We start from the raw sequence: 26,088 nt of genomic DNA on the forward strand, positions 1-26,088 counted from the left end.
GGCATGCGGACAACGGCAGTCAACAACGCGCGACTCAAAAATAACAGCTTTCGCCGTCCGCCGGGATGCGCAGGCACGCCTGGAGACCCTGCTCGCTGGCGTATTCACGCAGTTCGTCACGGCTCAGAATGCAGTGATTCACCGCTTCCATATGCGACGCCACGATAGTCGCCTGCGGCAGCGCCTGATGCGTACGCAGTATATCCTCTTTGCCCATGATAATGGCGCCGATATGGTCAACCTGAGCAAAACCGGCGTTCACCACCACCACATCAGGCCGCCAGGCGTTCAGGCTGTCGATATAGGATTTAACCCAGATGGTGTCGCCAGCGATATAAAGCGTTTTTTCATCAGGATGCTGGAACACCAGTCCGCAGGCGTCGCCAAGTAGCGCGGCGATCTCCGGGTTGCTATAGGCCTCATCGCTGCCGTGCTGACCGTCGGTTCTGATAAGGGTGATGCCGGCAAACGTATTGTGTTCCTCTAACACCTGAATTCGGGTAAAACCCTGCGCGCGGATAAGCTCGGCGTCGGCAGCGTTCTGGGTAAAAATCAGCATATCTTTGGAGATATGCGCCGCTGCCGCCTCATCCCAGTGGTCGCGGTGAGTGTGGGTGACGATGATCGCATCCACATCCAGCAGAGTTTCAAGCGGCAGCGGCAGCGCAACCAGCGGGTTACGCAGGTGCGAGCGTGCGGTGCCCGGAAAACCTTCCCAGGCCTCTTTGTCAGCCAGCATCGGATCGATTAGAAATTTTACCCCAGCGTAGTTAAGCAGCAGCGTGGCGTTACGAATTTGCGTCAGTTTCATCTTTCACTCCGGTTAAACATTACAGCGCGGGAGATTGCCTGTCGGGATGAAAGCAGTATAGGGAGGGGGAAAAGCGAGAGTGAGTAGCCTGATAGTCAAATAGCGATGGAATCGGGTCAATCCGCCCTCGCTGGTAGTGACAGCCCCAACGCAGTGGGGCTGACAGGCTTATTTATCGGCCCAGGCTTCGGTGGAGATGGTCAGAGCGATCTCATCGCTTACGGCCGGAATATACTGTTTCAGACCGAAATCGGAACGCTTCACGGTGCCGGTAGCGTCAAAGCCGATCGCCTGCTTTTTCATCATCGGGTGTTCGCCCTGTTTGTTCAGGGTGGCGTGCAGGGTCACAGGTTTGGTGACGCCTTTGATGGTCAGGTCGCCCTGGACATCATAGCGCTGGTTGCCCTTGCTGATGACGCGGGTACTGCGGAAAGTCGCCTGCGGATAAGTGCCGGTGTTGAAGTATTCGCCCGCCTTAAACTCTTTGTTCAGCGCATCGACATGGGTATCGAGGGTATCCATCGGCAGCGTCACTTCAACCTTCGATTTTTCCGGGTTGGCGCTGTCAAACACCAGCGTGCCGGAGGCGTTAGAAATGTCAGCGGTAGGATGGGAGAAGCCAAAGTGTGACCAGCTCATGACCACGGAAGTATGTTCCGGGTTCAGCTGATAGGTTTGCGCGGCGGCGTGGCCGAACTGCGTCCACAGCGCCAGACTTAACGCCAGCGGCGCGGCGATTTTTTTCATGTTCGACATAACAACGATCCTGAAGTCACTAAAAAGGAATGTAAGTGTGGTCGCTGTTGGCCGGAACGGAAAGCAAAGATAATTGTTTTTGATTATCAAATAATTTGATGTTGGCGGGCGGCAGGCGAGTTTGATATTGAGATAAGAAAACAGGCCAGCCGCTGACGGAGCAGAAACTGGCCTGAGGCGCCGGGACAGGGGCGGAATCCGCGCCGCCGTTTAGCGGCCCGGCCCGCCGCCGTGAAAGTGGCCGCCGCCCGGTCCGCCGCCGCCATGTCCGCCGCCTGGGCCGCCCCAGCCGGGGCCCCACCAGACGCAGCCGCTTAATGAGACGGTCAGCAGCGCCGCCGTTAACAGCATAAACAGTTTTTTCATTATCATCCTCCAGCAAGTTGCGGCGATTCTAAGATAAAAAAATGCGCGCTAAACCAGGCGCAGAGCGGATTTTCGCTTTCCTGACGGTTTGCTGCGCTTTTCCTGCAAAAAAGTGAACGGGAAGGGCAATTAAGGGGAAAGCAGGAGCTGGGGGCAGCCGTCAGGCGTGGAAAAGGGGTGAGGCGCGCGCCGTCGCCGCGCGCCGACTTTGCTATATTTAAAGAAACAACAGGAGGGAACAATGGATCTGAATATTGAGAAACATCAAACGGCTGACGGCGGCTATGAGTATCGGGCAAGTTGCGAACAGCCAGGCTACCGCTTTACGTTAACGGGAAAAGGAAGCACCGCAACCGAAGCAGATGAAAACCTGCGTCAGAACATCAAAGAGATGCAAAATCGTCTCGATGAGATTACCCAAATCAGTAAAGTCTCCGCCTGAGCGGAGACGCTGGCCCATCATCTGACCGTTACGTCTGCCGGGGTCGCGGAAAGCGGTTTCAGTATGCTACCGCCTCCTGCATGGCGTCCATTCCTGCCGTCAGCGTACGCAGACGGCTCAGGTTATCCGTAATACTCTGACGCTGCTGGCTGTGAGCGTATTTAATAAATTTTCTCTGATCCTTACCACAGCGGCGAATAAGCGCGCGCCAAAGGGGACTCAGCCCGCAAAAGAGAATTGCGCGGCTGAAGCGCGTTTATTCCACCGATTGAAAAAATACGTGAGGTTTAGGCTATAACATTGAGATTTGATTTAACGGTAACCGTTAAAGCCAATTCACTGATGTTGGCCTTAAAATTTGCCGATAGTAGTCAACGACGGCATCAGAACCGTTTTACGTTCGGAAGCTGCAAAAGGCGAAGGGATACACTCTCCCTGTCAGGACGCGTGGCGATGCGGGCTTCTCAGAACACGTTTATGTCGGAGAGTTCCCTTGACTATAAAAGCAACACGCAAATCCTGGTTTGATACTGACGCGCAGGCGACAACCAGTGCAACCAGCAGCACCTGGTACGCTTCGGCGCCAACCGACCATTACAGCACCAGCCAGGCTGCGGTACAGCTCACCCGCAGTGGACTGAGCTGGAACGGCTATCAGGTTTACAACAAGCCCGTCGCGCTCACCTTCAGCTTTCTCGACAGTACGACGACGGCCTCCCCGCGCGGCGATAAAGGCATTGTCGCCTTTAACAGCGCGCAGCAGGCGGCGGCGATGCAGTCGTTACAGGCCTGGTCCGATCTGGCCAACATTAAATTCACCCAGGTTGCGTCGGGCGGACGGCTGACGTTTGCCAACTATACCCAGTTTTCTAATGGACAGCCTGCGAACGATCAGGCCTATGCTTATCTGCCCAGCACCAGTAAAGCGGGCGGATCGATGTGGTTTGATTACAACATCAGCAATATCCGCTCGCCCGACAAATATGAGTATGGCCGTCAGACGATAACGCATGAACTGGGCCACGCGCTGGGGCTGAGCCATCCCGGCGACTACAACAGCGGCACCGGCGTGATCTCTTACAGCGCCAGCGCCACCTACGTTGAGGATTCACGCCAGTATTCGCTGATGAGCTACTGGAGCGAAACCAATACCGGCGCTAAGTTTAACGGTCACTACGCCGTCGCGCCGCTGCTGCATGATATCGCCGCCATTCAGCGCCTCTACGGCGCCAATATGACGACGCGCACCGGCAATACCGTGTACGGTTTCGACTCCAATAGCGGACGCGACTACTACAGCGCCAGCAGCAGCAGCGACGTGTTGATTTTCTCGGTTTGGGATGCGGGCGGCAACGATACGCTTAATTTCTCCCGTTATGGCCAGAACCAACTGATTAACCTGAATGCGCAGACTTTTTCTAACGTCGGCGGACTGATCGGCAACGTCTCCATCGCTCTCGGCGCGGTGATTGAGAACGCCATCGCCGGGGCGGGCAACGATTCCGTGATCGGCAACGCCGTCGCCAACCTGTTGCGCGGCAACGCCGGCAGCGATCGCCTCTACGGCAACGATGGCAACGACGCGCTGTATGGCGACGACGGCAACGATCTGCTCTATGGCGGCAACGGCGATGACATGCTGACGGGCGGCAACGGCATCGATACGCTGAACGGCGACGGCGGCAACGACCGGATTTGGGGCAGCGAGGGCGACGATCTGCTTTATGGCGGGAGCGGCAACGACACGCTGAACGGCGAGAACGGCAATGACCGGCTCTGGGGCGGCGAAGGCGTCGATATTCTCTACGGCGGCAACGGCAACGACACGCTGTACGGCGAGAACGGCAATGACCGGCTCTGGGGCGGCGAAGGCGTCGATATTCTCTACGGCGGCAACGGCAACGACACGCTGTACGGCGAGAACGGCAATGACCGGCTATATGGCGGCGAGAACGACGATCTGCTCTACGGCGGCAACGGCAACGACACGCTGTACGGTGAGAACGGCAATGACCGGCTATATGGCGGCGAGAACGACGATCTGCTCTACGGCGGCAACGGCAACGACACGCTGAACGGCGAGAACGGCAACGACCGGCTCTGGGGCGGCGAAGGCGCCGATGCGCTCTATGGCGGCAGCGGCAACGACATCCTGTACGGCGAAAATGGCAATGACCGGCTGGAGGGCGGGGCGGGCATCGATCGTCTCTACGGCGGCGGCGGTGCGGATAAGCTTTACGGCGGCGACGGCAACGATCTGTTTATCTTTACGCGCGCCAGCGATTCGCTGCCGGCGCTGCGGGATCTGATCGGTGATTTCGCCAGCGGGCGCGATAAGATTGACCTGTCGGCGCTCGACAGCGCGGCGCATCCGCTGCACTTCACTTCGAAGTTTACCGGCAAGCTGGGCGAGATGCAGATGCTCTGGGATGTCAACACCCATCTGACCCATCTCAGTCTTAACCTGACGGGGACAGCCGCCCGGATATGACCATCGATATCGCCGCGCATCCCAATATGCGCATTGATTTTATTGTGTAAATAAACAGAGCGGTCTCGACTTTGCCGCTCAGGCTGAATAGTATCCTCTCTGCTACGCTTATAAGGACATCAGGTTTTTCAACGTAAAAATGGAGGTTACATGGGTCTGTTAAGCTTTGTGAAGGACGCAGGAGAGAAACTGTGGGATGCGGTAACGCACAACACGGAACAGCAGGACGCTAAAATCAAAGAGCATTTACAGAAAACCGGCGTGCCGGATGCGGATAAAGTGCAGGTTGAAGTGAAAGACGGCCAGGCGACCGTAACCGGCGAAGGGCTGAGCCAGGAAGCGAAAGAGAAGATCCTGGTGGCGGTGGGCAACATTGCCGGCATCAGCGGCGTTGACGACAAAGTCGCCGTGGCGCAGCCCACAGCGGAAAGCCGCTTCTACACCGTGAAGAAGGGCGATACCCTGAGCGCCATCGCTAAAGAGATGTACGGCAATCCCAACGAGTACAATAAAATCTTTGAAGCGAACAAACCGATGCTGAGCAGCCCGGACAAAATCTATCCGGGACAGACGCTGCGTATTCCGCAGTAAGCATTTCAGGCCCGCCGTCCGGCGGGCTTTTTATTGGCCTTTCACAGAATGACCCGCTTTTGCTCTCTTTTTCGCCCAGCGCTACCGCTAACCTTTTCAGCATCTTATATTCCGCGCGCCAGCCTCATGCCGCCTTTTAACCCTGTAAAACCAACGCTTATTTCGATAAGAAAATTCGATTGTTAGCATCTACGAAAAGCGTATAGTGGGGCGCGTAATCGGAGGGTTAGCATAATGTTAAGAGATCACTTAGAAATTGATGAGAGCGACACGCTGGAACGCGTGGAAGAAATTCTGTTGAAAAACCGTGGCCAGGAAGAGATCACCAGATGGTCGATTAAAGGGCCGGACGGCCATCTGAAAGGTCGGGTCACGCTGTTCGATAAATTTTGCAGCCGCCGCTCCTGGCCAGTTAACTACCGCATCACCCAGCACGACAGCAACGGTAAGGTTGTTGTCGATAAGCTGACCGACAGCCTGTAATGTCCGTCGCGTTTACGCGGCGCGGAAACAGTAAAGGGGACGCAGCGTCCCCTTTTTTGTCCTTATCGTCAGACTCACTCAGGGCGCGAAGACCGCGCGCAGACAGCCATCTTCCTTGTGCTTGAACATCTCATAGCCTCGCGGCGCCTCTTCCAGCGAAAAGCGATGCGTCGCCATAAAGGCCGGATTGAGCTCGCCCTTCGCCACGTGATCGAGCAGGCGATGCATATAGCGCTGGCCGTGCTGCTGGGCGGTGCGGATGGTCAGGCTTTTATTGATCATCAGCCCCAGCGGAAACTTATCCATCACGCCATAGACGCCGAGAATGGAGATATTGCCGCCTTTGCGGCAGGAGTAGAGCGCCTGCCGCAGCGCCGCGCCCACGTCCGTCTCCAGATGCAGCAGCTGCTTGGTGCGATCGTAAACCTGGCTCAGCCCCTCGCCGCGCGCTTCCATGCCGACCGCGTCGATGCAGCTGTCGGGGCCGCGGCCGCCGGTCAGCTCCAGCAGCGCTTCATGCACGTCCGCCTTGCTGTAGTCGAGCGTAATCGCGCCCGCGTGTTCGCGCGCCATCGCCAGGCGCTCCGGGAAACGGTCGATAGCGATCACCTGATGCGCGCCCATCAGCCAGGCGCTCTGCATCGCCATCAGGCCGACGCCGCCGCAGCCCCAGACCGCCACGGTGTCGCCGGGATGGATATTACAGAAGTCCGCGCCCATATAGCCGGTCGGCGCCGCGTCGGACAGAAACAGCGCCTGTTCGTCGCTGACCTCGTCCGGCACCACGAAACAGTCGTTGTCGGCAAAGGGCACGCGCACATATTCAGCGTGCGAACCGGCGTAGCCGCCGAACGCATGGCTGTAAGCGTAGATGCCGCCGGTGGCGTGACCTAAGACCGGTTCGCCCTGTTCCCAGTGCGGGTTGGTGTTGTCGCAGCAGGAGGGCAGCTCGTGCTGGCAGTACCAGCAGGAGCCGCAGGAGATAAATGAAGGCACCACCACGCGGTCGCCGCGTTTGATGTTTTTCACCGCGCTGCCGGTCTCCACCACTTCGCCCATAAATTCATGGCCGAGAATATCGCCTTCGCGCATGGTTGGGATCAGCCCGTCGATAACGTGCAGGTCGGAACCGCAGGTAGTGGTTAAACGAACTTTGATAATGGCGTCGTGCGGGTTGAGCGGCACAGGGTCCGCCACGGTCTCCACGCGTAAGTCATTGACGCCGTTCCAGCATAGTGCGCGCATTACGCCTCCTCATCTTTGCGGCTGTCGTGACGGCCAGCGGGCTGCCCGTCCAGGGTGGGGATTTCGCCGGTTTCGGCCAGGCTTTTAAAGCGGTGCAGCGCCTTGCTGAGCTGCTCTTTAGGGAACAGATCGAGCAGGGAGGCGACTTTTTTGCCAATCTTGCCGCCCGGCGGGTTGAAGCGCAGCGTCAGCGTCAGTTCGGTGCCCCATTCGCCCGGCGCGGGGCGGAACTGCAGCATGCCTTCATTCGGCACGTCGGCGCCCTCCAGCGATGCCCAGGCGATCACCACGCCGGGCTGTTCATCGACGATGCGGGTGCGCCAGCGATAGCCTTTCTTCAACGGCCCCTTGACGTGCCATTCCGCTTCAGCGTCGTTTAGCACGGTAATGTCGGCGAAATGCGCCATAATCTGCGGCAGCGTGGCGGGATCTCGCCACAGCGCATAGAGCCGATCCGCGGGCTGGCCCACGGTGATCCAGCGGCGCAGCATAATTTCATGCGCCTCGTGGGTGCCAGTCGTTTGAGCTTTCTTACTCACAAGACCTCCGGTAGTGAATAGCGGTTGCGATTCAGTCTGTGAATGGGAGTAACAGCCTGCGTTACCCGACATAAAACGCCCCCGAGCCAACGAGCGGCGCGGGGGCGAATATCAGAAGAGATGAAAGTGGTGCCGCAGACTGAAAAAGCTCCAGTAGATGACGGAGGCGATCAGATAGGCCCAGCAGCCCCAGTAAGCGACCGGCTCGCGTCTGTGCTTCTCTTTCGGCAAATTGATAAATAAATAGAGCGCGGCGGCGATTAGCGCAATAAAGTAAAATATTTTCAATTTATTCTCCCTTTTTCCTTGGCCTGTCAGAACATAGCGTTGTAAAAGCTATAGCACAGAAGCGCAAACAAGGAGAACAAACCGGCGCAATTCGCCGCGTACTGGTTAAGGCGCGTAATAACTCTGCTGGCGCAGCCACTTCTCCAGCGCCGCCGCTTTCATCGGCGCGGCGCAGTAAAATCCCTGAACCTCGTCGCAGCCCAGCTGGCGCAGCAGTTCAAAGGTGCTTTTATCCTCGACGCCCTCCGCCAGCACCACGTAATCGAGATCCTTTAGCATGCTAATCACGTTGCGCACGATAATGTCGCTGGCGGTGTCAAGCTGCAGGCGGCTGATCAATGAGCGATCCAGCTTAATGATGTCGATAGGGATGCGGCGCAGGTAGCTGATGTTGCTGTAGCCGGAGCCAAAGTCGTCGAGCGAAATTTTAAAGCCGCGCAGCTTCAGCATATCGAAGCCGTGCAGCGCATCCGGACTGGCGTGGATCTCTTCCGTTTCCAGGCATTCGATGCCGAGATATTCCGGTGTCAGGCCACAGCGCAGCAGCCGCTCCTCCTGGCGATCGGCGAAGCCGGGACGGCAGATATCGGAGACGCTGACGTTAACCGAGACCGGCAGATGAATGCCTTTTTCCGCCCAGCGCTGCAGCTGCCGGATGGTGCTGTCGATCACCCAGTCGGTCAGCTCCGCCATCAGGCTGGTGCCGACGGCCAGCGGAATAAAACGGCCCGGAGGAATCTCTCCTTCCACCGGGTGTTTCCAGCGCAGCAGCGCCTCCAGCCCGACCGGTTTACCGGTATGCAGACAAATTTTCGGCTGAAACACCAGATAAAGACCGTAGCGCCCGCGCACCGCCCGCGCCAGGTCGTTCAGCAGCTGAAACTCCTGGTTGCGTCGGCTGTCGCATTCGCTGTCGAACGCCTGCCAGGGCGTCTGGCGCGCAATCGCTTCATGCAGCGCGCTCAATGCGCGACGCACCGCTTCGCGCGGCGGTAGTGAACGGGGAGAGAACAGCACTTCACCGACGCGCACCTGTAAGTCTGTCGTGATGGTGTCGCTCAGTCGCGCATTAATGCCGCGCAGCTTTTCGCTACAGGTTTGGGCGTTCAGCTCGTCGTCGTCGCGCGCCAGCAGCGCGAAGCGGCCGTGGCTGATGGTGTAGAGCAACGGTTCGCTGACGCCGTTCAGCCGCTGATGCAACACCTGCGTCAGCTCGCGCAGCAACCCCTCCGAGGCGGCCATGCCGAGCGATCGCGCCACTTCGAAAATATGCTGCGTATCAATGCAGTCAATCATCAGCAGCCGATAAGAGTGCTGCGGGAACGTATCGGCGCTCAGCTCCAGGTCGCGCATCAGCCGCTGACGATTGGGCAAACCGGTCACGGTATCGAGGTAGCCGTTAGCGTACCAGGCATCCAGAAAGGCGGCGGTCAGGCGCGCCAGCGTGGTCAGCGTGGCCTGCTGCTCTGCGCTAAAGGCGTGCGGCCTGGTATCGGTTACGCAGAGCGTGCCGATAACGTAATCTTCCCCCGACACCAGCGGCGCCCCGGCATAAAAGCGAATAAAGGGCGCGCCCCGCGTCAGCGGATGATCGCTGAAGCGCGGGTCCAGATGGGTGTCATGGCAAATCAGAATCTTTTCGCACTGCACCGTATGGCGACAGAACGCCTGCTGCAGCGTCGTCTCCGCCAGCGTAAAATGCTGAGCCGCTTTAATGTACTGTCGCTCTTCATCAAGAATTGAGACGAAGCAGCTGGGAATGCCCAGCAGCTGACTGGTCAGCTGCGTAAACTGGCTCAGGATCTCATCCCGGCAGCGATCGTTTTTTTTCAACAGTTCCAGCGCTGCCCGCCGCTTACTGAGTTGTTGTGTTATCTGGGTAAGCATATTGTCCGCCTGGCGTCGGAACGGTAATTAAAAAAGGAGTGATTCTACCCAGCAAATTATCGGCCCGTTGGGTCTTTGCTTTAATTTTACTTTTCGCGCGATTTTTCTTTCTGCGTGAGCTGTGCCAGGTTTATAGGGGGAGGAGATTGATATGAAACGTGATGTACTGAGTGAAGAGTATTATGACGAAGTGTGTCGGGTGATTGGCGATGCGGTGATTGTGTTGGCCGAAAGCGGCTTCGATACCGAACGCGACACGCTCGCCAGCCTGCTGTGGCAAACGCGCCTGCGTCGTCACGACAGCGATCGCGACGAGCAAAAGGTGTTAGAACACGCCATCCGGCTGATTAAAACCTGATATCTCACTCAGCGTGCCGCACAGGCAGAGAAGGGAATTCGGTGACTAAAAAATGACGCAGGTGATCGAGACACCATTCACCATCTTCCGCGCGCTGGCAGCAAAAGGCCAGGGTGATCTTTTTACCACGCGCGCCGGCGATCTCCAGGGGAGACCAGCTCCACTTGAGCGCTGAACGCGCGTAGCCCACCATCGCGCCGTCGCTGATATGGTGTTCGATCTCCTGCTTCGCCAGATAGGCCCAAAAATAGTCATCCAGATTCGGTGTATCGTCCGTGAGCAAGGCGGGCAGGCCGGGGCGGAAGGCAAAATCGACATAGCCCGCCACTCCCTCCGTCAACAGACGATAATCGCAGCCGAGCGTCATAAATAACCCATCCTGTAAATTCACCTCCTCCAGTAATCGACGCAGATTCGGCGATCGCTTCGCTTCTTCTATCTCATCAATGCGTTGCGTTTCATGGATCAGATCGATGCCGCCGTAATTAACGCTGCCGTCGCTATAGCTTTCACGTGGGTAGGGAAAGGTAACGAAGTGGTCGTTGAGTTTTTCCTGTTCCATATTAGGGCCTTATTGAGTGAGTTCTGGTTATCCTGCGTCATCCGGTGACAAATGCCTGGTAAAATTGTGCCATGGGCCGAATAGCCAGGCTGGTTTTAGGCCGTCGCTGGAAATGCATGTGCCTGTTTGTTCGGCACTTTATCCTCTGTTGCACGCATTTTTATTCAGGCTAATTAGATAATATAAATAAGGAAAATGTAATGATTGATCGTATCGAATACTGTATTGAACGCTGCTATCTGTGCGCGGCCGCCTGCGAGCGTTGCGTCAGCTCCGGCTTGATGTCGCCCGACTGGGAAGCGATGCGCGACTGTCTGCAGTCGGCTTCACAGTGTGCAACGTTATGTCGCCTGGCGGCGCAATACCTCGCGATCAACACTGAGTCAGCCTTACAGCTTTATCAGATTTGCATTGAAGCCTGCGAGGCCTGCGCGGAAAAGTGCAGCAAATATCAGCTTCTGTCCTGTCGTCACTGCGCGCAAACCTGCCGTCAATGCGCCATTCTGCTGAAGGAGATCATGGCGTAAGTCGTCCGCACCTGTGGGAAATTTATTTCCCACAGGTCCAGGTAATCATCTTATCCTGCTGCGGATCGATCAGGCGGAACTGGCGATCGGAAATGCGCTGAGCCAGATACCCTTCTTTCGTCACCGCCGCCGGAATATAGCGCGTGCGATCGGTGGAATGGAGCGGGCCGCTTTCCACTTTCACATCGTCGTTAGCGACGCTGAACGAACTGACTAAATCAAATACCCTGCCGCGCGTGACGGCGGTTTCCTGGCCGTAAATCGTGGCGACTTTTCCTGGACACTCTATCCCCTGCGGGCCGGATGAACAGGCGGCAAGCAAAAAGGGAAGGGTGAACACCATCATACGCAGCATAGTCATTGCCTTTTCATTCTGTGGCTTTCCCTGCCGCAAAGCGGTCAGTAACGGGCGCGATGCGCTTTAATCATCATAGCATCAGCGCAGCGAAAACGGCGGCCTCCGGTCATATCGACCCGTTAGCGCCAGTGAAAAAAATGTCTTAACTTGGTTTGACGCGATAAATTTGGCAATATGTGCGCCCTGTCACGAAAGGGAAACGATGAATGAAAGAAGAAGAAGCGAGTCTGATGCTGATTCGTCACGCTGTAGCCAACCTTCCTCAACCGCAGAAAACGCAGGTGGAAGCCTGTATTGCGGGCATAAAAGGCGTAATGCGCGATTACTCCCATGAAGACGCCGGCCTGGCGTTGATGCTGGTGGCGGCGGAAGTGGCCGCAGAGCAGGAATAATCCGGCATCACCCTGAGGGGCGTAGTCGCCCCGGCGTGATGCAGTAAAATGTGGCACGCTTAGCGGTTCATCTCTTTGACCAGCCAGGCATGAATCACCGTTACGATATAGCGCTGCTGCGCGGCGCTCAACGGCTGATGCGCGGTGATATTGTGCCACTTCTCCAGACAGCCCCGGCAGCAGGTGGCGGTGGCGTGCTGGGCGATAAACACCGGATGGCCGCGCATCGGCGTCTGTTTGCCATCGTTACGCGGCTCGGCATCGGCCAGGCGCCTGGCGATAAAATCCGCCGCGTGCTGGTCGATGATCTCCGGCCCTTTCTCCAGACAGTAGCGACGCTCTTTCTCGCCCAGACGGAACCGGCGGCGAAAGGGCGAAGCGGCCAGCCGCTGGAACAGCAGATCAAGTTCAGACATAAGGGACTCCCGTTAATCGTGCGATCTTAACCACGGGTCAGGCGCTGTCAAACCGCAGCGCGTGAAACCGGCGCTGCGGCGCGCGATTTTTTCGCCGCCGTCGGCGCAGACAGGTCTATGATTAATGTGGTTTTCTTACAACGCGAAGGAACAGAGCGTGATGAAACACTTTTTATTCGCAGCTGGCGTTGCGACGCTGTGGCCTGCGTTTGCACACAGCGAGACGGAATTTCAGATAACCTGTCCGGGGCGTCCGGTGATGACCGTATCGCGCGCGCAGCACGGCTTATCCACTTTAATGTGGCCGCCGCACCATTTTCAGGTCGCTTCCGGCCAGACGCGCACCACGATAAATAACGGCGAGCAGGTCGCCATTACCCGTTTTCGCAACGGCGACAGATTAATTATTAATCACACCCGTAACCAGGTCTGGTTCGCCAGGCACAAGAGCGACAAGCTGGAATCCTGTAGCCGCAGCACCAAACGCGAGGTGGAAGCGGTAACGCTGGAGCGCTTTGACGATCGCCGCGTCGACTCATAACGCCGCGCGCAGGCTCAGCCCGTCGCCTGAGACGCGCCTTCCTGGCGCAGCACCGGATGGCCGCTGACGCGCAGGCGCGCCTGGCCGCCCTCAACGCTTAACTGGCCGCGCGCCCCCAGCGGCAGCGTGACGGTCTGCCAGTCGTGCCCGAAATCGAGCCCATCGATCACCGGCAGGCCGGTAATATCGCGAATGCGTTGCCAGACGACGGCGAAGTCAAAGCCGTTGTCATAGGCTGACGGCATAAAGCCGGTAAAGCTGCCCACCACGATGGCGCGCTGGCGCGCCAGGACGCCGCACTGATGGAGCTGTAGCAGCATGCGTTCGATGCGGAACGGATGCTCGTTAATATCCTCGATCACCAGAATCCCGCCTTCGATAAGCGGCAGCCACGGCGTGCCTGGCAGCGTCATCAGCATCGCCAGGTTGCCGCCCCACAGCGTGCCTTCCAGCGCGGGCAGCGCTGCGCTGTTGCTGGACCATTGCAGCGTGAATTCCGGTTCGGTCAGCGCCTGCCAGAAATGGCGCCAGGTGAACTCGCTGAGTTCAGGCGCGCCGAAATTGCCGCTTAACATCGGGCCGCTAAAGGTGATCAGCCCGGTTTTCGCCAGCAGCGCCAGCTGCAACGCGGTCAGATCGCTATGACCGCACAGCGCCGTCGGTTTGCCTGCGAGCTGCTGCTTCAGGCCGCTGTAGTCGATCTGCTCCAGCAGCCGCGTGACGCCATAGCCGCCGCGTACCGCCAGAATGATATCGGGCAGCGGGCTCAGGCGGGCAAGGGCGTTGATATCCTGCAATCGTTCGGCGTCGCTGCCGGCAAAGCGCTGAAAGCGACGGCTGATGACGCTCTGATTCGCTACCTGATGGCCTGCAGCCTCCAGCCGCTGCACGCCCAGCGCGGCGGCGGCCTGGTTATGACAATAGCCTGACGGGGCAATCAGATGGATAGTGCGGGGCGTTTGTGAATTCATTAATAGCGGCTCCTGAATACCTGGACAGAGCGGACAGCGGCAAAACCGACAAACGGCAGGGAAGCGTTTCCTTCGCTGCGCCCGTTTACGCGGTTGCGCTGTCTGATTTGTGAGCTGCGCCGGTTTTCTGCGCAGAAATCCGGCATCTTTTCGCTTTTTTCGCGGTCCAACTGGCGTAATGATGACGAAACGGCGACGTAAAATCATCATTTGTCACACTTTATTCGCGAATTAGGAAAAGCGGCAATTTTTAAAAGCGAACCGGTAAGTAACATGGAACAGAGCAACCAGGCTTCGAGGAACCTTATAGCGTGAAATTCAGACTGCTTGTGCTTTCTGCACTGTTACTGTCGGGCTGTGCCAGCGAAAATGCCCGACATGTCGCTCATCAGCAGCAAACCCCGTTAACCAAAGCGCCGCCGAGCCGCGTATCGCAAGCCTGGTCGATGTTTACCGAAAATGCCGCCAGCCACTACGGCGTGGATGAGCGTTTAATCAGCGCTATCATCAGCGTTGAATCGGGCGGCAACCCGGACGTAGTCAGCCGCTCCAATGCCGTCGGCCTGATGCAGATAAAAGCCTCCACCGCCGGGCGCGAAGTCTACCGAGCGCAGGGACGACGCGGACAGCCGACCGCCGCTGAGCTGCGCGATCCGGCGAAAAATATCGATATCGGCACCGCCTATATCCATCTGCTGCAACAGCGGATGCTTTCCGGCATCCGCGATCCTGAAACGCTGCGCTACGCTACCATCGTTGCCTATGCCAACGGCGCGGGCGCGCTGCTGCGCACCTTCTCACGCGACCGCGATCGCGCCATCGCCATGATTAATGATATGTCGCCCGATGAATTTCGGCGCCATGTGCAAACCCGGCATCCGGCCGCACAGGCGCCGCGCTACCTGTGGAAAGTCAATACTGCTTACCGCACCATCTGACGCTTAGACGCTGGTGATTTGTTCTCGCCTTCTTCATTGGAGGCGGAATCCGCGACGTTCACCTCCGGCAGGATACCGCCGGTGAACTGCACATGGCGGATCGGGAAGGCGAAATGGACGTCCAGCGCCGCCAGCCGTTCCATCAGCTGCAGGTTAATCTCCTGCTGAATATCCATATATTTGTTGTAGTCGGCGTCGGTGACGTAGTAGATCACTTCATAGGTCAGCTGGGAGACATCGAACGACAGGAAATGCGCGCGGTCGAAACGCGTTTGCTCCACGCCCTGAATAATCTCCTTCACGATGCCGCCGATCTGGCGCGCTTTCTCCGCCGGCGTGTGATAGCTAATGCCGAAGCGGAACTGAATGCGGCGCTCCTGCATCCGCTTGTAGTTATGAATCGTCTGCTGCAACAGAATGGCATTGGAGCAGACGATCTGCTCGCCGCTCAGGCTGCGGATGCGGGTAGTTTTAAGTCCAATATGTTCGATTGAACCGGCAACGTCGCCGAAAACGATAAAGTCGCCGATTTCAAACGGCTTGTCGATGCCAATCGCCAACGACGCGAAGACATCGCTCAGCACCGTCTGGATCGCCAGCGCCACCGCGATGCCGCCGACGCCTAAGCTGGCCACCAGCGCGGTGATATTGACGCCCATGTTGGAGAGGATCGCCAGCAGGATAATCGCCCAGATAAATACCCGCAGCATAATGCCAAGGATCACCATGGTGACCGGGTTGCGTACGTGCGTTGGGTCGCGCAGCATATTGCGCAGCCAGAGGCGCACGCCGCAGTCGAGCCAGAGCGCGAACTGAAAAATCAGCGCGATAAACCAGCCGTGATCGACGGCGCTGCGCCAGGTGGCGGGCAAATCGATAAATTTAATGGCGATCAGCAGGGAGAAAATAAACAGCAGCAGCCGGCTGGTGGTGCGCAGCATTTCAACGGCGATATTGTAAAAGCGCGATGAGTGATGCTCGCTGAAGCGCCCCAGGCGGGTGCTGATAAAGGCAATCAGCGATCGCAGCACCCAGTAGATGATCAGGGTGCCGCCCACGACGATAGCGGTGTTGATCCAGAATGACTGATTGGTGAGTAGCGACAGCGTCTGATCGGAAAGTATGTCCTCCATCAGGGAGTATCTCCTTACGGTTGATCGGGCAAAAAAATCAACTGTAAGCCTGGCTCAGGGCTATGCCGTTTGCCAGGTCGATGGAAAGCCGTGTTTAACGGAAGCGCATCGCTTTTTCGCGCGCCGCGCGTTCAAGGGCGAAGATAACCTGTTGCAGCTGGCGCTCCTGTACGGCGCTAAGCGAGGTGAAGCGGAAGCTCAGACGCGGCGTGTGAATCGTCTCATTCTTGCTGCTAACGGTGGTGCGCGTTCCCACATGCAGCAGCTGGGCGTCCACCTGCATCTCGCCATATTCGCCCATATCCAGCCGCAGGCCACGCCAGATATCGCCGCTGGCGACGTTTTCCGGCAGCTTGCTCTCCACCAACACGCCCACGCCGCCTAACGACAGATCCTGTAAACGGAAACGCGCTCTGCCGCCGCCCGGCCAGGTGGCGTGACAGTAAAAAACCGGCGCCAGCGGCGCGCTGATGCGGAAATATTCGCGCCGCTGGATCTGTAACAGTTCCGACGGCAGCGGAGCGCTGAAGGCGGGCAGGCCATCGAACTGGGTAGGGTTCAGCTGCGGCAGGATAAATTCCACTTTGGCGCCGCGCATTTCCGCCGTTACGGTCAGCGCGCGCATCTCCAGCGTTACCTGGTTGTCGTAATCGTTGCTGCCATAATCGATAATCATCTGCTCTTTATCAACAAACAGCACGCGGCTAATAAACTGGCCACGCGCGTGGGCGACCATTACCGGCGTATCTTCACGCTCGATATCGCGCAACACGCCCAGCACAGCCAGCGTACCGCGCTTGTAAAACTGTTCATTGTCGGTGTCTTTCACTTACTGCTCCAGCGCTTGTCAAAAAAAGTTACAGTTACTGTTACCTCAGGATTATCGGCAGCGCCGCCGGGAGGTTTACGGCGTCGGTAATATTTTTCGGTAATTTTTTTCTGGAAAGTTTTGCCTGAAATCACAGAGTTAGAAATTTGTCCTATACTTGTTGCCAGAAGTGAGTTGAGCAGGATGGCCGCTAACGTTTCAGGAGGGCAGGTAATGTTTTCGAAAAAAGATACGCGCGACAGCCTCGAATATGCGCAAGATCGCACCCGTGAAGCAGGTAGCGGTCTCTGCTGTGGAATGAACAACGCAACGCATCAGGCGTGTTCGTATGTGAGAAGTAACCCCTGGGCAGGCGTTGGCGCCGGCGCCGTAGTGGGATTTATCGTTGGTATGTTAATTAGCCGTAAATAATAAGGAGCTACAGATGGGAATTCTGTCATGGATCATTTTTGGTTTAATCGCCGGTATCATCGCTAAATGGATCATGCCTGGTAAAGATGGTGGTGGTTTCATTATCACGATTATCCTCGGCATTATCGGTGCGGTCGTCGGCGGCTGGATCAGTACGCTGTTCGGCTTTGGCAAAGTTGACGGCTTTAACTTCGGCAGCTTTGTGGTCGCGGTTATCGGCGCCATTGTGGTGCTGTTTATCTACCGTAAAGTGCGTCACTGATTATCGCGCATAATAAAAAGGAGGCTTCGGGCCTCCTTTTTTATGTGCGCCGTTCTGGTTTTTGCCGCTGCTGCTGAATAGCCGGAAAGCGATGTTCCAGCCAGTCGGTTAGCGCCAGCACATGCTCGCTCGCCTCGCGGCCCAGCGGGGTCAGGCGGTATTCCACATGCGGCGGCACCACGTCATACGCTTTTCTCACCAGCAGGCCATCCTCCTCCATATAACGCAGCGTCTGCGCCAGCATCCGTTCGCTGACGCCGCCGATGGCGCGGCGAATCTCGCTAAAGCGCAGCGTTTGATCGCGCAGCGCCAGCATCACCAGCATCGTCCAGCGGCTGGTAATGCGTTTCAGCAATTCGCGCGAAGGGCAGTCAGGATTCAGCAGCTCGCCGCGTAGCGGAGACGCGTCGGTAAAGGCTAAGTGATTTTTTTCCATGCTAACATTCCTGTAAGTACTTACTTTTAGAAAGTGTATCTTTTACGCTGCTTTTCTACCACCGTAGATTGAAAGGGAGAAAAGAAGATGATTGCAATTACCGGCGCGACCGGCCAGCTTGGCCGTTTGACCATTGAAAGCCTGTTAAACGACGTCGCTGCTGAAAAGATCGTGGCGATAGTGCGTAACCCGGAGAGTGCGCGCGATCTGGCGGCCAAAGGCGTCACCGTGCGCCAGGCGGATTATAACGACTCCGCTGCGCTGGAGCAGGCGCTGGCGGGCGTGGATCGCCTGCTGCTGATCTCCTCCAGCGAAGTGGGGCAGAGGGTGGCGCAGCATCAGGCGGTGATTGATGCGGCGAAGAAAAACGCTGTGCGCTTTGTCGCCTATACCAGCCTGCTGCACGCCGATCGTTCTCCGCTGGGTCTGGCGCAGGAACATTTGCAAACCGAAGCCGCGCTGCGCGAGTCCGGTCTGGCGTTCGCGCTGCTGCGCAACGGCTGGTACACCGAAAACTATGCGGCCAGCATTCCCGCCGCGCTGAAATTCAACGCCTTTACCGGTGCGGCGGCGGAAGGGCGCATCTCCTCTGCGGCGCGGCGCGATTATGCGCAGGCGGCGGCGGTAGTTATCTCGCAGGCGACGCCGCAGGAAAAGGTTTATGAACTGGCTGGCGACAGCAGCTACACGCTGGCGGAATTCGCGGCGGAGATCGCCAGTCAGAGCGGCGTGCCGGTCGCATGGCATAATCTGCCGCAGCAGGCGTTTGCCGAACTGCTGATCGGCGCGGGACTGCCGCAGGGCCTGGCGGAGATGCTGGCCGATTCCGACGCGGGCGCGGCGCAGGGCGGCCTGTTTGACGAAAGCCGCACGCTGAGCCAGCTGATTGGTCGCCCCACAACGCCCTGGCAGGAAACTATCGCCGCCGCGCTGGGCGGCTGAACATACCGGTAGCGTACTCATAAAAAAGGAGGCGAATGCCTCCTTTATTATGCGACTCACGCGCGGGCTTTAGCTAAACAGATGGCCGCCAGATAAAGGAGGCGAATGCCTCTCTTATCTTTAGCGCATCAGAAATCGTAGCCCACGGTCGCCACAACCGAACGCTCTGCGCCCCAGTAGCAGTTGCCGGTGCCGTAACAGGCGGCGACATAATCGCGATCGGTCAGGTTATTGGCATTCACCTGCACCCAGGCGCCTTTCAGCTTGTTATTCCAGACGCCGAGGTCGGCGCGCACCGAGGCATCCAGCAGCGTTGTCGATGGCAGACGAGTGGTATTTTCATTATCCGCCCACTGTTTGCCGATATAGCGCACGCCTGCGCCGGCGCTAATGCCATAATCGAACTTATAGTTGCCCCATAGCGAAGCGATCTGATTCGGCGTCACGTACGGCGTGTGTCCATCGTTGCCGTCAACGCTATCTTTCATGCGCACGCGCGTCACCGAATAGTTGGCGATGGTACTGAAGCGCGGCGTAATCTGATTACGCGCTTCCAGCTCCAGCCCGCGTGAATGCACCTTACCGGCAGGCTCATAATAAGAGGTATTCACAATACGGTTGCCGACATCTTTCTGCGTCAGATCGTAAACCGCGATGGAGTACATATCGGCGGTGCCGGTCGGCTGATACTTCACGCCTGCCTCATATTGTTCGGCGGTGGTCGGCTTCAGCAGATCGCCGTTCGCGTCCGGCAGGCTCGAAGGGGTGACTGCCTGGCTGTAGCTAACGTAAGGCGACACGCCGTTATCGAAGGCGTAGAGCAGCGAGGCGCGACCGCTGATATGGTCATCGGAGCGACGGCGGCTGGTGTCGGTGGTGTCGTTGGTGCTTTTCGCCACCAGGCGATCGTAGCGGCCCGACAGGGTCATATGCCACTTATTCCACGCCATTTCATCCTGTAAATAGACGCCCGTCTGGTGGTAGCGGCGCGTTTGTTCATAAGCGTAAAGGCCGGCGATGCGGTCCGCGTCAGGGTTTGCAGGATCCCATGCCCGCTGCCAGAAGCGCGAGCCGCCTTCGCCAGTGCGGGCGTTCAGCGGATCGACATAAGCGCTGGCGTCCCACAGGCTGTCGCGATACTGATGGTAATCCGCGCCCAGCACCAGCGTATGTTCCACTTCGCCGGTGGTGAAATCAGCTTCCAGTTGGTTATCGATAGCAAAGGCGTCCAGCGAAGAACGCTCGCCGGAGTAGTAGCGATCCAGCAGGTCGCTATCGCCGCGCCAGCCAATCTGATAAACCTGATCCAGATCGACGTTGGAATGGGTATAGCTGGCGTTGGAGCGGAAAGCCCAGGTGTCGTTAAAACGATGTGAGAACTGGTAGCTGTAAATCTGTTCGCGGCGCTTGAACTGGTCGATGGCGCTTTCACCGTCATAGAAACCGTTGCTGAGCTTTTGGCCATTGTGCGCCGTGATGCTGCCTTCGCCCGGCACCGAGCCGTGATAGCCGCCGGACGGATCTTTTTGCAGATACGCTTTCAGCAACAGCGAGGTGTCGCTGTCAGGCTGCCAGAGCAGGGAAGGCGAAATCGCGTAACGTTCTTCACGCGTGTGATCGTACTGGGTATCGCTGTGGCGGGTGATGCCGGTAAGACGAAACGCCCACTGTTCGTTTATTGCGTTGGTGTAGTCGAAGGCGGCGCCGGTGGTGTTGTTATTGCCCGCCATCAGACGGAAATGGCCTTCCTGCTGAAACTGCGGCCGTTTCGAGGTCATCATCACCAGGCCGCCGGGCACCGTCTGACCATACAGAGCGGAAGAGGGGCCTTTAATCACGTCGATACGCTCAAGGAACCAGGGATCGACCTGCAACGCATTATAACTGCCGCCGTCAGTCATCAGACGCAGACCGTCGAGGAACGTATTATCAACGTCGCCGCCGTGGAAGCCGCGCAGCGAAACCGTGTCGTAGCGTGTGGCCGCGCCGGCGAAGTTGGTAAAGACGCCGGAGCTGTAGTTCAGCGCCTGGTTAACATCCATCGCGCCCTGATCTTCGATCTGCTGCCGCGTCACCACCGAAACGGACTGGCCGGTGGTAATCAACGGTCGATCGGTTTTTGTCGCGCCGGCGCTGGTTTTGGCGGTATAGCCAGAGGTCGGCGAATCGGCGGTTTCGGCTGGCTGCGCGGTGACCACCAGCGTATCGGCGGCAATAACGAAACCCGGTACGGCAAGCGCCAGCGAGCAGAGCAGCGCGGAACGTTTCAGGTTGAAAGGCATTCCCATCTTATATCCCTTAAACAGAGCGAAAAGGCCGCTTCGGCGACAGCACGCGGCCGGAAAAGGTAAATGAGAGGTTAATCTCATGTAATTGCGAAAACTAATGAGAATTATTATCTTTCTCTCTTGATGATTCAAGATGTAATTTATCCGATTATTTCCAGATAAATGGTGTGGTTTCAGAGGATTAAGACGGGGGAAAGCCAGCCTGGCCACGTCGCCAGGCTGTTATTCATTACTGCGCTTTCTTCAAATCACCGACGTTATTACAGGTCACGCCTTTCGGACAGTACATATCCATCAGCTTCAGGGTGACGCCGTTGGTCCAGCCGAAGCCATCCTGTAACGGATATTCGCCGCCGCCGCCGCCGCCCAGATTGCCTTCAACCACATATTTTTCCACCAGCTTATGCTCGCGGTCATAGGTAGCCTGCACGTTATCCAGGAAGCGGATGCCGATCTCTTTCGCCAGCGTCTGCTTGCCGTAGTTGTTCAGCCCTTCGACCGCCACCCACTGCAACGGCGCCCAGCCGTTCGGCGCATCCCACTGCTGGCCGTTATGCACGGTGGTGGTCACCAGACCGCCCGCTTTCAGCAGCTGTTTTTCCACCGCATCGGCGGTTTTCGCCGCGCGATCGTCGGTTGCCGCCTTCATATAGAGCGGGAAGAGGGCGGCTGCCGTCAGCTGCGTGCGTACGCTGTTGCGTTTCCAGTCATAATCCGCATACCAGCCGCCTTTTTCATTCCACAGATAACGGTTGATCGCTGCCTGACGTTTCTTCGCCAGCGCTTCGTAGCGTTGGCTCTCTTCATCATTGAGCGCCACCTTGCTGGCGTGCGCCAGGGTTTTCTCCAGATGGAACAGCAGGGCGTTCAGATCCACCGGTACGATTTCCGTGGTACGGATCGTAGAGAGATTTTTCGGATCGTCGAACCAACGTGAACTGAAGTCCCAGCCGGACGCTGCGCCGGAGCGCAGGTCGCGATAAAGATCCGCTTTATTGCGCTGGGTCGCTTTTTCCGCCGTGGCGATATCATCCATATAAGATTCGGTGCGCGGTACGTCGCGCGCATCCCAGTAGCGGTTCAGCACCGTGCCATCTTTCAGCTTAACGACGCGCTTGCTGGCGCTGCCGGATGCGACACTTTGCGCATCCGCCATCCAGTATTTGTACTCTTTTTGCAACTGCGGCAGGTATTTGCTGTAGACGCTCTCTCCCTCATGCTGGGCCAGCAAATTGACCATCAGGCTGAAGAAGGGCGGCTGCGAACGGCTGAGGTAATAGCTGCGGTTGCCGTTGGGGATATGCCCGTAGACGTCCAGCTCGTGAGCAAAGTTATCCACCATATCCCGCACGCGATCCCAGTGGCCGCTTTCCGCCAGTCCCAGCATCGTGAAGTAACTGTCCCAGTAATAGACTTCACGGAAGCGGCCGCCTGGCACCACGTAGGGTTTCGGCAGCGGCAGCAGCGAATCGTACTGGTTTACCTTATCGGTAGTGCGAGTCAGCACCGGCCACAGGCCATCGATATGCTCGCGCAGGCTCTGATTAGCGGGCGGCACGTAAGCTTCGCCTTTGGCGGGCAGGGTGAAATTACTGTCGACAAAACGGCGCAAATCAAAATTGCGCTGATTTTTCTGCATCTGCCAGTCGGCAAGAATCGATGCCGGATTAAATTTCGGCACCGCATCCGCAAAGGTTTTCTGATCCGGGAAGAACTTAGCCGACTGCACCGCATGATAAAGCGGCCCAAGGCGTACATCCGGCGGCTGCGGCGCGTGCTGCTCTTCCGCTGCTTGTACATAAAACGATCCCGTTGTCAGCGCGCCGGCGATCAGCATCGGCAGTACCAGTGCGCCTTTCCATTGAGTGGTTGCGGCCTTTTTCGTCATCAGTATTCTCCTTGTCCAGACCAGACATAGCCTGTAAGTGTTTGACCCTTCAAAAAACATTAGACGAATTTTAATAGTTTGCTTGTAGTCAGGGTGGGAAATGTGAGTTGGATTAGGGTTTATACCTGAACTTTTGTCCAGGTCTTGCTTTCATGCCATTCTGCTTACCCCACAGAAGCTACGTCCTGGAAAGTTTCCGCCTTTCGTCAATAAATCGCGGAGCGTCTTAAACGGCAATGTTTATCCGCTTTAAACAAAAAGTATTCAATAAAGGATGAAGGTGATGCTGCCAACTTACTGATTTAGTGTATGATGGTGTTTTTGAGGTGCTCCAGTGGCTTCTGTTTCTATCACCTGTCCCTCCTGTTCAGCTACTGACGGGGTGGTGCGTAACGGCAAAAGCACTGCCGGACATCAGCGCTATCTCTGCTCTCACTGCCGTAAAACATGGCAACTGCAGTTCACTTACACCGCTTCTCAACCCGGTACGCACCAGAAAATCATTGATATGGCCATGAATGGCGTTGGATGCCGGGCAACCGCCCGCATTATGGGCGTTGGCCTCAACACGATTTTACGTCACTTAAAAAACTCAGGCCGCAGTCGGTAACCTCGCGCATACAGCCGGGCAGTGACGTCATCGTCTGCGCGGAAATGGACGAACAGTGGGGCTACGTCGGGGCTAAATCGCGCCAGCGCTGGCTGTTTTACGCGTATGACAGGCTCCGGAAGACGGTTGTTGCGCACGTATTCGGTGAACGCACTATGGCGACGCTGGGTCGTCTTATGAGCCTGCTGTCACCCTTTGACGTGGTGATATGGATGACGGATGGCTGGCCGCTGTATGAATCCCGCCTGAAGGGAAAGCTGCACGTAATCAGCAAGCGATATACGCAGCGAATTGAGCGGCATAACCTGAATCTGAGGCAGCACCTGGCACGGCTGGGACGGAAGTCGCTGTCGTTCTCAAAATCGGTGGAGCTGCATGACAAAGTCATCGGGCATTATCTGAACATAAAACACTATCAATAAGTTGGAGTCATTACCCGGCGGGGGTTCTCATTACCCCCCTCGTGGGTGCTGTATGCATACAAAAAAGCCTGAACGTTCGCTCAGGCTTTCTCGTGAAATAATGGCGGTGAGGGGGGATTCGAACCCCCGATACGTTGCCGTATACACACTTTCCAGGCGTGCTCCTTCAGCCACTCGGACACCTCACCATATTGTCGTCAACAGGCACACTGCTGACGGGCGCTAATGTAGGGGCTTTACGTCGTCGCGTCAATCAACTTTCTTCGTTAAATGATGCGTTTAGTCAGTTTTAAACCACTTCGCCGTGAAAATAACCGAAAAGCAGGCAGAAAATGGTAGAAGCCCGAAATCAGACTGCATAACCCCCGTAAAAGATGCATACTAATGCGCTCTAAATGCTTAAAAATCACTGAGGTCAGCTTGAACAACGTATCGAAAGCGCAACCGCAGGGGAGTCCGGCCGGAGCCGGAGCGCTGTTTTTTATTCAAATCTTCGCAACGCTCGGCTTCGCCGTGCTCTATTCCACGCTGGTGCTCTACGCCACTAAACGGCTGGGCTTCAGCGAGGCGCAGGCGAACGCCACCATGGGCGTGTTCGGCGCCTTCAACTATGGCCTGCATCTGTTCGGCGGTTATTTGGGCGGACGCTTCCTCAGCAACCGCAACCTGTTCGTATTGGGTATGGTATTGCAGGTGGCAGGCTGCTGGGTGCTGTCGGGAGAAAGCGCGCAGGGGCTTTACTGGGGGCTGGCGATGTTCCTTACCGGCAGCGGCCTCAACGTCACCTGCATCAATATGATGCTGACGCAGCGCTTCGCGCCGGATGACCAGCGCCGTGAAAGCGCCTTCCTCTGGAACTACGCCGGGATGAACCTGGGCTTCTTTATCGGCTTTACCGGCGCGGGCTACTTCCAGCTGGGCGAGCATTATCAGGCGCTGTTCCTGTTCGCCACCGTTGGCAATGCGCTGGCGATTATCATTAGCCTGCTGCGCTGGAAAATTCTGGCGGATATCGATACGCCGCTACTGCATGCGAATCCGCGCCAGTTCCGCTTGCGGATGCTGGTCGGGCTGGCGGTACTGGTGATCCTGGTGCCGGTTATCCGCGTGATGCTGACTCACGCCGATTTCACCGGCTCCTTCGTGATTGGCCTGGGGGGTCTGATCTTTCTGCTGCTGTGCGTCACCACGCTGCGCCATCGCCCGCGCGACGAGCAGCGCCGCATGACCGCGTATCTGCTGCTGGCGCTCGGCTCGCTGGTCTTCTGGATGCTCTATCAACTGGCGCCGATGGGGCTGATGCTGTTTGTCGAACATAATATCAACCTCAACGTCTGGGGCATGCGCGTGGCGCCGCAGTGGGTGCAGAATATCAACACGCTGGTGATCGTTATCGGCGGGCCGCTGCTGGCCGTGGCCTTTAACCGTCTGCGTCAGCGCGGCTGGCGCATCGATATTCCGCTGCAGTTCGCCAGCTCGCTGTTCTGCATCGGGCTGGGAATGCTGGTACTGCCGCTCGGCATTATGCTGGCAGGCGGCGACGGCATGGTGGCGTTTAAATGGATCTTCTTCAGCTACCTGCTGCAAAGCATTGGCGAGCTGCTGATTTCGCCGATCGGCTACGCGATGATCGGCAAGCTGGCGCCGACCCGCTATCAGGGCATCATGATGGGCTGCTGGATGATGGTGACCGGCGTAGCGTCAGTGCTGGCGGGCTACGTCTCGGCGCTGATGCCGGAAAACAGCGGCAGCAGCGCCGTGCTGACCAACCCTGGCTACAGCCACATCTTTAGTCTGTTGGGCTGGGGCGCCGCCGCCGTCGGCCTGGTGATGCTCTGCCTGATGCCGCTGCTGCGCAGACTGATCCAGCCTGTCGCGCCGTCGGCATAACCGCCACCGGGCTTG

31 protein-coding genes and 1 tRNA gene are annotated in these 26,088 nt (G+C 57.3%); 14 read left to right on the forward strand and 18 right to left on the reverse strand.

The features are described from left to right. Positions 1–34: 34 nt before the first annotated feature. From C2E16_RS09010 to C2E16_RS20800, 3 genes are all read right to left on the reverse strand, one after another. On the reverse strand, positions 35–811 hold the full coding sequence (locus C2E16_RS09010) for an MBL fold metallo-hydrolase (protein ID WP_084969986.1): 777 nt from the start codon (positions 809–811) through the stop codon (positions 35–37). 168 nt (positions 812–979) lie between these two features. Then, the gene (locus C2E16_RS09015) at positions 980–1,567 is read right to left on the reverse strand and encodes a YceI family protein (protein WP_084969987.1); all 588 of its coding nucleotides are present in this window, start codon (positions 1,565–1,567) and stop codon (positions 980–982) included. A 210-nt stretch (positions 1,568–1,777) separates the two neighbouring features. Continuing rightward, positions 1,778–1,933 (reverse strand): hypothetical protein, encoded by a 156-nt coding sequence (locus C2E16_RS20800; protein ID WP_167401664.1) that lies wholly within the window; start codon positions 1,931–1,933, stop codon positions 1,778–1,780. A 241-nt stretch (positions 1,934–2,174) separates the two neighbouring features. On the opposite strand from C2E16_RS20800, the gene C2E16_RS09020 reads away from it, so the two are divergent. The 4 genes from C2E16_RS09020 (at position 2,175) to C2E16_RS09035 (ending at position 5,940) form a co-directional block, all read left to right on the forward strand. Then, positions 2,175–2,375, forward strand: coding sequence for a hypothetical protein (locus C2E16_RS09020; protein WP_038626572.1), 201 nt, complete (start codon positions 2,175–2,177; stop codon positions 2,373–2,375). Between the two features lie 493 nt (positions 2,376–2,868). Further along, entirely contained in the window at positions 2,869–4,866 is a 1,998-nt protein-coding gene (locus tag C2E16_RS09025; RefSeq protein ID WP_104951476.1) for a M10 family metallopeptidase C-terminal domain-containing protein, read from the forward strand. A 150-nt stretch (positions 4,867–5,016) separates the two neighbouring features. Beyond that, positions 5,017–5,457 carry a peptidoglycan-binding protein LysM gene (lysM, locus tag C2E16_RS09030; RefSeq protein ID WP_038626571.1) on the forward strand — a complete coding sequence of 147 codons (441 nt, stop codon included), beginning with the start codon at positions 5,017–5,019 and terminating at the stop codon, positions 5,455–5,457. Positions 5,458–5,691: 234 nt separating this feature from the next. Next, entirely contained in the window at positions 5,692–5,940 is a 249-nt protein-coding gene (locus C2E16_RS09035) for a hypothetical protein (protein WP_038626569.1), read from the forward strand. Positions 5,941–6,018: 78 nt separating this feature from the next. Here the strand turns inward: C2E16_RS09035 and C2E16_RS09040 are convergent, their stop codons facing one another. The 4 genes from C2E16_RS09040 to C2E16_RS09050 form a co-directional block, all read right to left on the reverse strand. Then, on the reverse strand, positions 6,019–7,185 hold the full coding sequence (locus C2E16_RS09040) for a zinc-dependent alcohol dehydrogenase (RefSeq protein WP_038626568.1): 1,167 nt from the start codon (positions 7,183–7,185) through the stop codon (positions 6,019–6,021). Continuing rightward, positions 7,185–7,724, reverse strand: coding sequence for an SRPBCC family protein (locus C2E16_RS09045; RefSeq protein WP_038626567.1), 540 nt, complete (start codon positions 7,722–7,724; stop codon positions 7,185–7,187). The genes C2E16_RS09040 and C2E16_RS09045 overlap by 1 nt, the downstream gene beginning before the upstream one ends. A 111-nt stretch (positions 7,725–7,835) precedes the next feature. After that, positions 7,836–8,012 carry a hypothetical protein gene (locus C2E16_RS20805; protein ID WP_167391851.1) on the reverse strand — a complete coding sequence of 59 codons (177 nt, stop codon included), beginning with the start codon at positions 8,010–8,012 and terminating at the stop codon, positions 7,836–7,838. A 105-nt stretch (positions 8,013–8,117) separates the two neighbouring features. Beyond that, positions 8,118–9,899, reverse strand: a complete 1,782-nt coding sequence (locus C2E16_RS09050) for a sensor domain-containing diguanylate cyclase (RefSeq protein ID WP_038626566.1) — start codon at positions 9,897–9,899, stop codon at positions 8,118–8,120. Positions 9,900–10,050: 151 nt separating this feature from the next. On the opposite strand from C2E16_RS09050, the gene C2E16_RS09055 reads away from it, so the two are divergent. Beyond that, entirely contained in the window at positions 10,051–10,257 is a 207-nt protein-coding gene (locus C2E16_RS09055; RefSeq protein WP_038626565.1) for a DUF2767 family protein, read from the forward strand. A gap of 4 nt (positions 10,258–10,261) precedes the next feature. On the opposite strand, the gene C2E16_RS09060 is transcribed toward C2E16_RS09055, so the two are convergent. Continuing rightward, positions 10,262–10,819 (reverse strand): hypothetical protein, encoded by a 558-nt coding sequence (locus C2E16_RS09060; protein WP_038626564.1) that lies wholly within the window; start codon positions 10,817–10,819, stop codon positions 10,262–10,264. A gap of 200 nt (positions 10,820–11,019) precedes the next feature. Between C2E16_RS09060 and C2E16_RS09065 the strand changes: the two genes are divergently transcribed. Next, positions 11,020–11,346, forward strand: coding sequence for a four-helix bundle copper-binding protein (locus C2E16_RS09065; protein ID WP_038626563.1), 327 nt, complete (start codon positions 11,020–11,022; stop codon positions 11,344–11,346). Between the two features lie 22 nt (positions 11,347–11,368). Here C2E16_RS09065 and C2E16_RS09070 read toward each other — a convergent pair whose 3' ends face one another. Next, entirely contained in the window at positions 11,369–11,701 is a 333-nt protein-coding gene (locus C2E16_RS09070; RefSeq protein ID WP_038626561.1) for a hypothetical protein, read from the reverse strand. 209 nt (positions 11,702–11,910) lie between these two features. Here C2E16_RS09070 and C2E16_RS09075 point away from each other — a divergent pair, with 209 nt between their 5' ends. Further along, positions 11,911–12,096 (forward strand): hypothetical protein, encoded by a 186-nt coding sequence (locus C2E16_RS09075; RefSeq protein WP_038626560.1) that lies wholly within the window; start codon positions 11,911–11,913, stop codon positions 12,094–12,096. Between the two features lie 59 nt (positions 12,097–12,155). Here the strand turns inward: C2E16_RS09075 and C2E16_RS09080 are convergent, their stop codons facing one another. Beyond that, positions 12,156–12,512, reverse strand: a complete 357-nt coding sequence (locus C2E16_RS09080; RefSeq protein ID WP_038626559.1) for a DUF4186 domain-containing protein — start codon at positions 12,510–12,512, stop codon at positions 12,156–12,158. A gap of 160 nt (positions 12,513–12,672) precedes the next feature. Here C2E16_RS09080 and C2E16_RS09085 point away from each other — a divergent pair, with 160 nt between their 5' ends. Continuing rightward, positions 12,673–13,053 carry a hypothetical protein gene (locus C2E16_RS09085; protein ID WP_038630031.1) on the forward strand — a complete coding sequence of 127 codons (381 nt, stop codon included), beginning with the start codon at positions 12,673–12,675 and terminating at the stop codon, positions 13,051–13,053. Positions 13,054–13,067: 14 nt separating this feature from the next. Here C2E16_RS09085 and ldcA read toward each other — a convergent pair whose 3' ends face one another. Then, positions 13,068–14,024: a muramoyltetrapeptide carboxypeptidase gene (ldcA, locus tag C2E16_RS09090; RefSeq protein ID WP_084970996.1), complete on the reverse strand. Its 957-nt coding sequence runs from the start codon at positions 14,022–14,024 to the stop codon at positions 13,068–13,070. Between the two features lie 311 nt (positions 14,025–14,335). Between ldcA and emtA the strand changes: the two genes are divergently transcribed. Then, positions 14,336–14,962: a membrane-bound lytic murein transglycosylase EmtA gene (gene emtA, locus C2E16_RS09095; protein WP_084970994.1), complete on the forward strand. Its 627-nt coding sequence runs from the start codon at positions 14,336–14,338 to the stop codon at positions 14,960–14,962. On the opposite strand, the gene C2E16_RS09100 is transcribed toward emtA, so the two are convergent. The 3 genes from C2E16_RS09100 to C2E16_RS20810 all read right to left on the reverse strand — a co-directional run bounded on the left by C2E16_RS09100 (position 14,947) and on the right by C2E16_RS20810 (position 17,058). Beyond that, positions 14,947–16,095: a mechanosensitive ion channel family protein gene (locus C2E16_RS09100; RefSeq protein WP_038626557.1), complete on the reverse strand. Its 1,149-nt coding sequence runs from the start codon at positions 16,093–16,095 to the stop codon at positions 14,947–14,949. The genes emtA and C2E16_RS09100 overlap by 16 nt on opposite strands. 94 nt (positions 16,096–16,189) lie before the next feature. Further along, on the reverse strand, positions 16,190–16,924 hold the full coding sequence (locus C2E16_RS09105) for a flagellar brake protein (RefSeq protein WP_038626556.1): 735 nt from the start codon (positions 16,922–16,924) through the stop codon (positions 16,190–16,192). Continuing rightward, the gene (locus tag C2E16_RS20810) at positions 16,921–17,058 is read right to left on the reverse strand and encodes a hypothetical protein (protein ID WP_167401646.1); all 138 of its coding nucleotides are present in this window, start codon (positions 17,056–17,058) and stop codon (positions 16,921–16,923) included. Before C2E16_RS20810 ends, C2E16_RS09105 begins: the two co-directional genes overlap by 4 nt. A gap of 79 nt (positions 17,059–17,137) precedes the next feature. Between C2E16_RS20810 and C2E16_RS09110 the strand changes: the two genes are divergently transcribed. Together C2E16_RS09110 and C2E16_RS09115 are read left to right on the forward strand one after the other, a co-directional pair. After that, positions 17,138–17,335 carry a glycine zipper domain-containing protein gene (locus C2E16_RS09110; RefSeq protein ID WP_244555333.1) on the forward strand — a complete coding sequence of 66 codons (198 nt, stop codon included), beginning with the start codon at positions 17,138–17,140 and terminating at the stop codon, positions 17,333–17,335. Positions 17,336–17,348: 13 nt separating this feature from the next. Continuing rightward, positions 17,349–17,597: a GlsB/YeaQ/YmgE family stress response membrane protein gene (locus C2E16_RS09115; RefSeq protein WP_038626555.1), complete on the forward strand. Its 249-nt coding sequence runs from the start codon at positions 17,349–17,351 to the stop codon at positions 17,595–17,597. Between the two features lie 40 nt (positions 17,598–17,637). Here C2E16_RS09115 and C2E16_RS09120 read toward each other — a convergent pair whose 3' ends face one another. Next, positions 17,638–18,033, reverse strand: coding sequence for a winged helix-turn-helix transcriptional regulator (locus C2E16_RS09120; protein WP_038626553.1), 396 nt, complete (start codon positions 18,031–18,033; stop codon positions 17,638–17,640). Positions 18,034–18,120: 87 nt separating this feature from the next. Here C2E16_RS09120 and C2E16_RS09125 point away from each other — a divergent pair, with 87 nt between their 5' ends. Then, positions 18,121–18,975 carry an SDR family oxidoreductase gene (locus tag C2E16_RS09125; protein ID WP_084970990.1) on the forward strand — a complete coding sequence of 285 codons (855 nt, stop codon included), beginning with the start codon at positions 18,121–18,123 and terminating at the stop codon, positions 18,973–18,975. Positions 18,976–19,103: 128 nt separating this feature from the next. Here C2E16_RS09125 and C2E16_RS09130 read toward each other — a convergent pair whose 3' ends face one another. Next, entirely contained in the window at positions 19,104–21,263 is a 2,160-nt protein-coding gene (locus C2E16_RS09130) for a TonB-dependent siderophore receptor (protein WP_084970989.1), read from the reverse strand. Between the two features lie 229 nt (positions 21,264–21,492). Beyond that, positions 21,493–23,151, reverse strand: coding sequence for an alpha,alpha-trehalase TreA (gene treA, locus C2E16_RS09135; RefSeq protein ID WP_038626547.1), 1,659 nt, complete (start codon positions 23,149–23,151; stop codon positions 21,493–21,495). Positions 23,152–23,485: 334 nt separating this feature from the next. On the opposite strand from treA, the gene C2E16_RS09145 reads away from it, so the two are divergent. After that, a protein-coding gene (locus C2E16_RS09145) for an IS1-like element IS1A family transposase (protein ID WP_233987823.1) occupies positions 23,486–24,183 on the forward strand; the annotation gives its coding sequence in 2 pieces (ribosomal slippage) (positions 23,486–23,735 and positions 23,735–24,183; 699 coding nt in all). 101 nt (positions 24,184–24,284) lie between these two features. Here the strand turns inward: C2E16_RS09145 and C2E16_RS09150 are convergent. Continuing rightward, positions 24,285–24,371, reverse strand: a tRNA-Ser gene (locus C2E16_RS09150). A gap of 232 nt (positions 24,372–24,603) precedes the next feature. On the opposite strand from C2E16_RS09150, the gene C2E16_RS09155 reads away from it, so the two are divergent. Next, complete coding sequence (locus tag C2E16_RS09155) at positions 24,604–26,073, forward strand: peptide MFS transporter (RefSeq protein WP_244555359.1); 1,470 nt, start codon at positions 24,604–24,606, stop codon at positions 26,071–26,073. The last annotated feature ends 15 nt before the right edge of the window (positions 26,074–26,088 follow it).

The organism is Mixta calida, assembly GCF_002953215.1.
GTDB classification, from domain to species: Bacteria; Pseudomonadota; Gammaproteobacteria; order Enterobacterales; family Enterobacteriaceae; genus Mixta; species Mixta calida.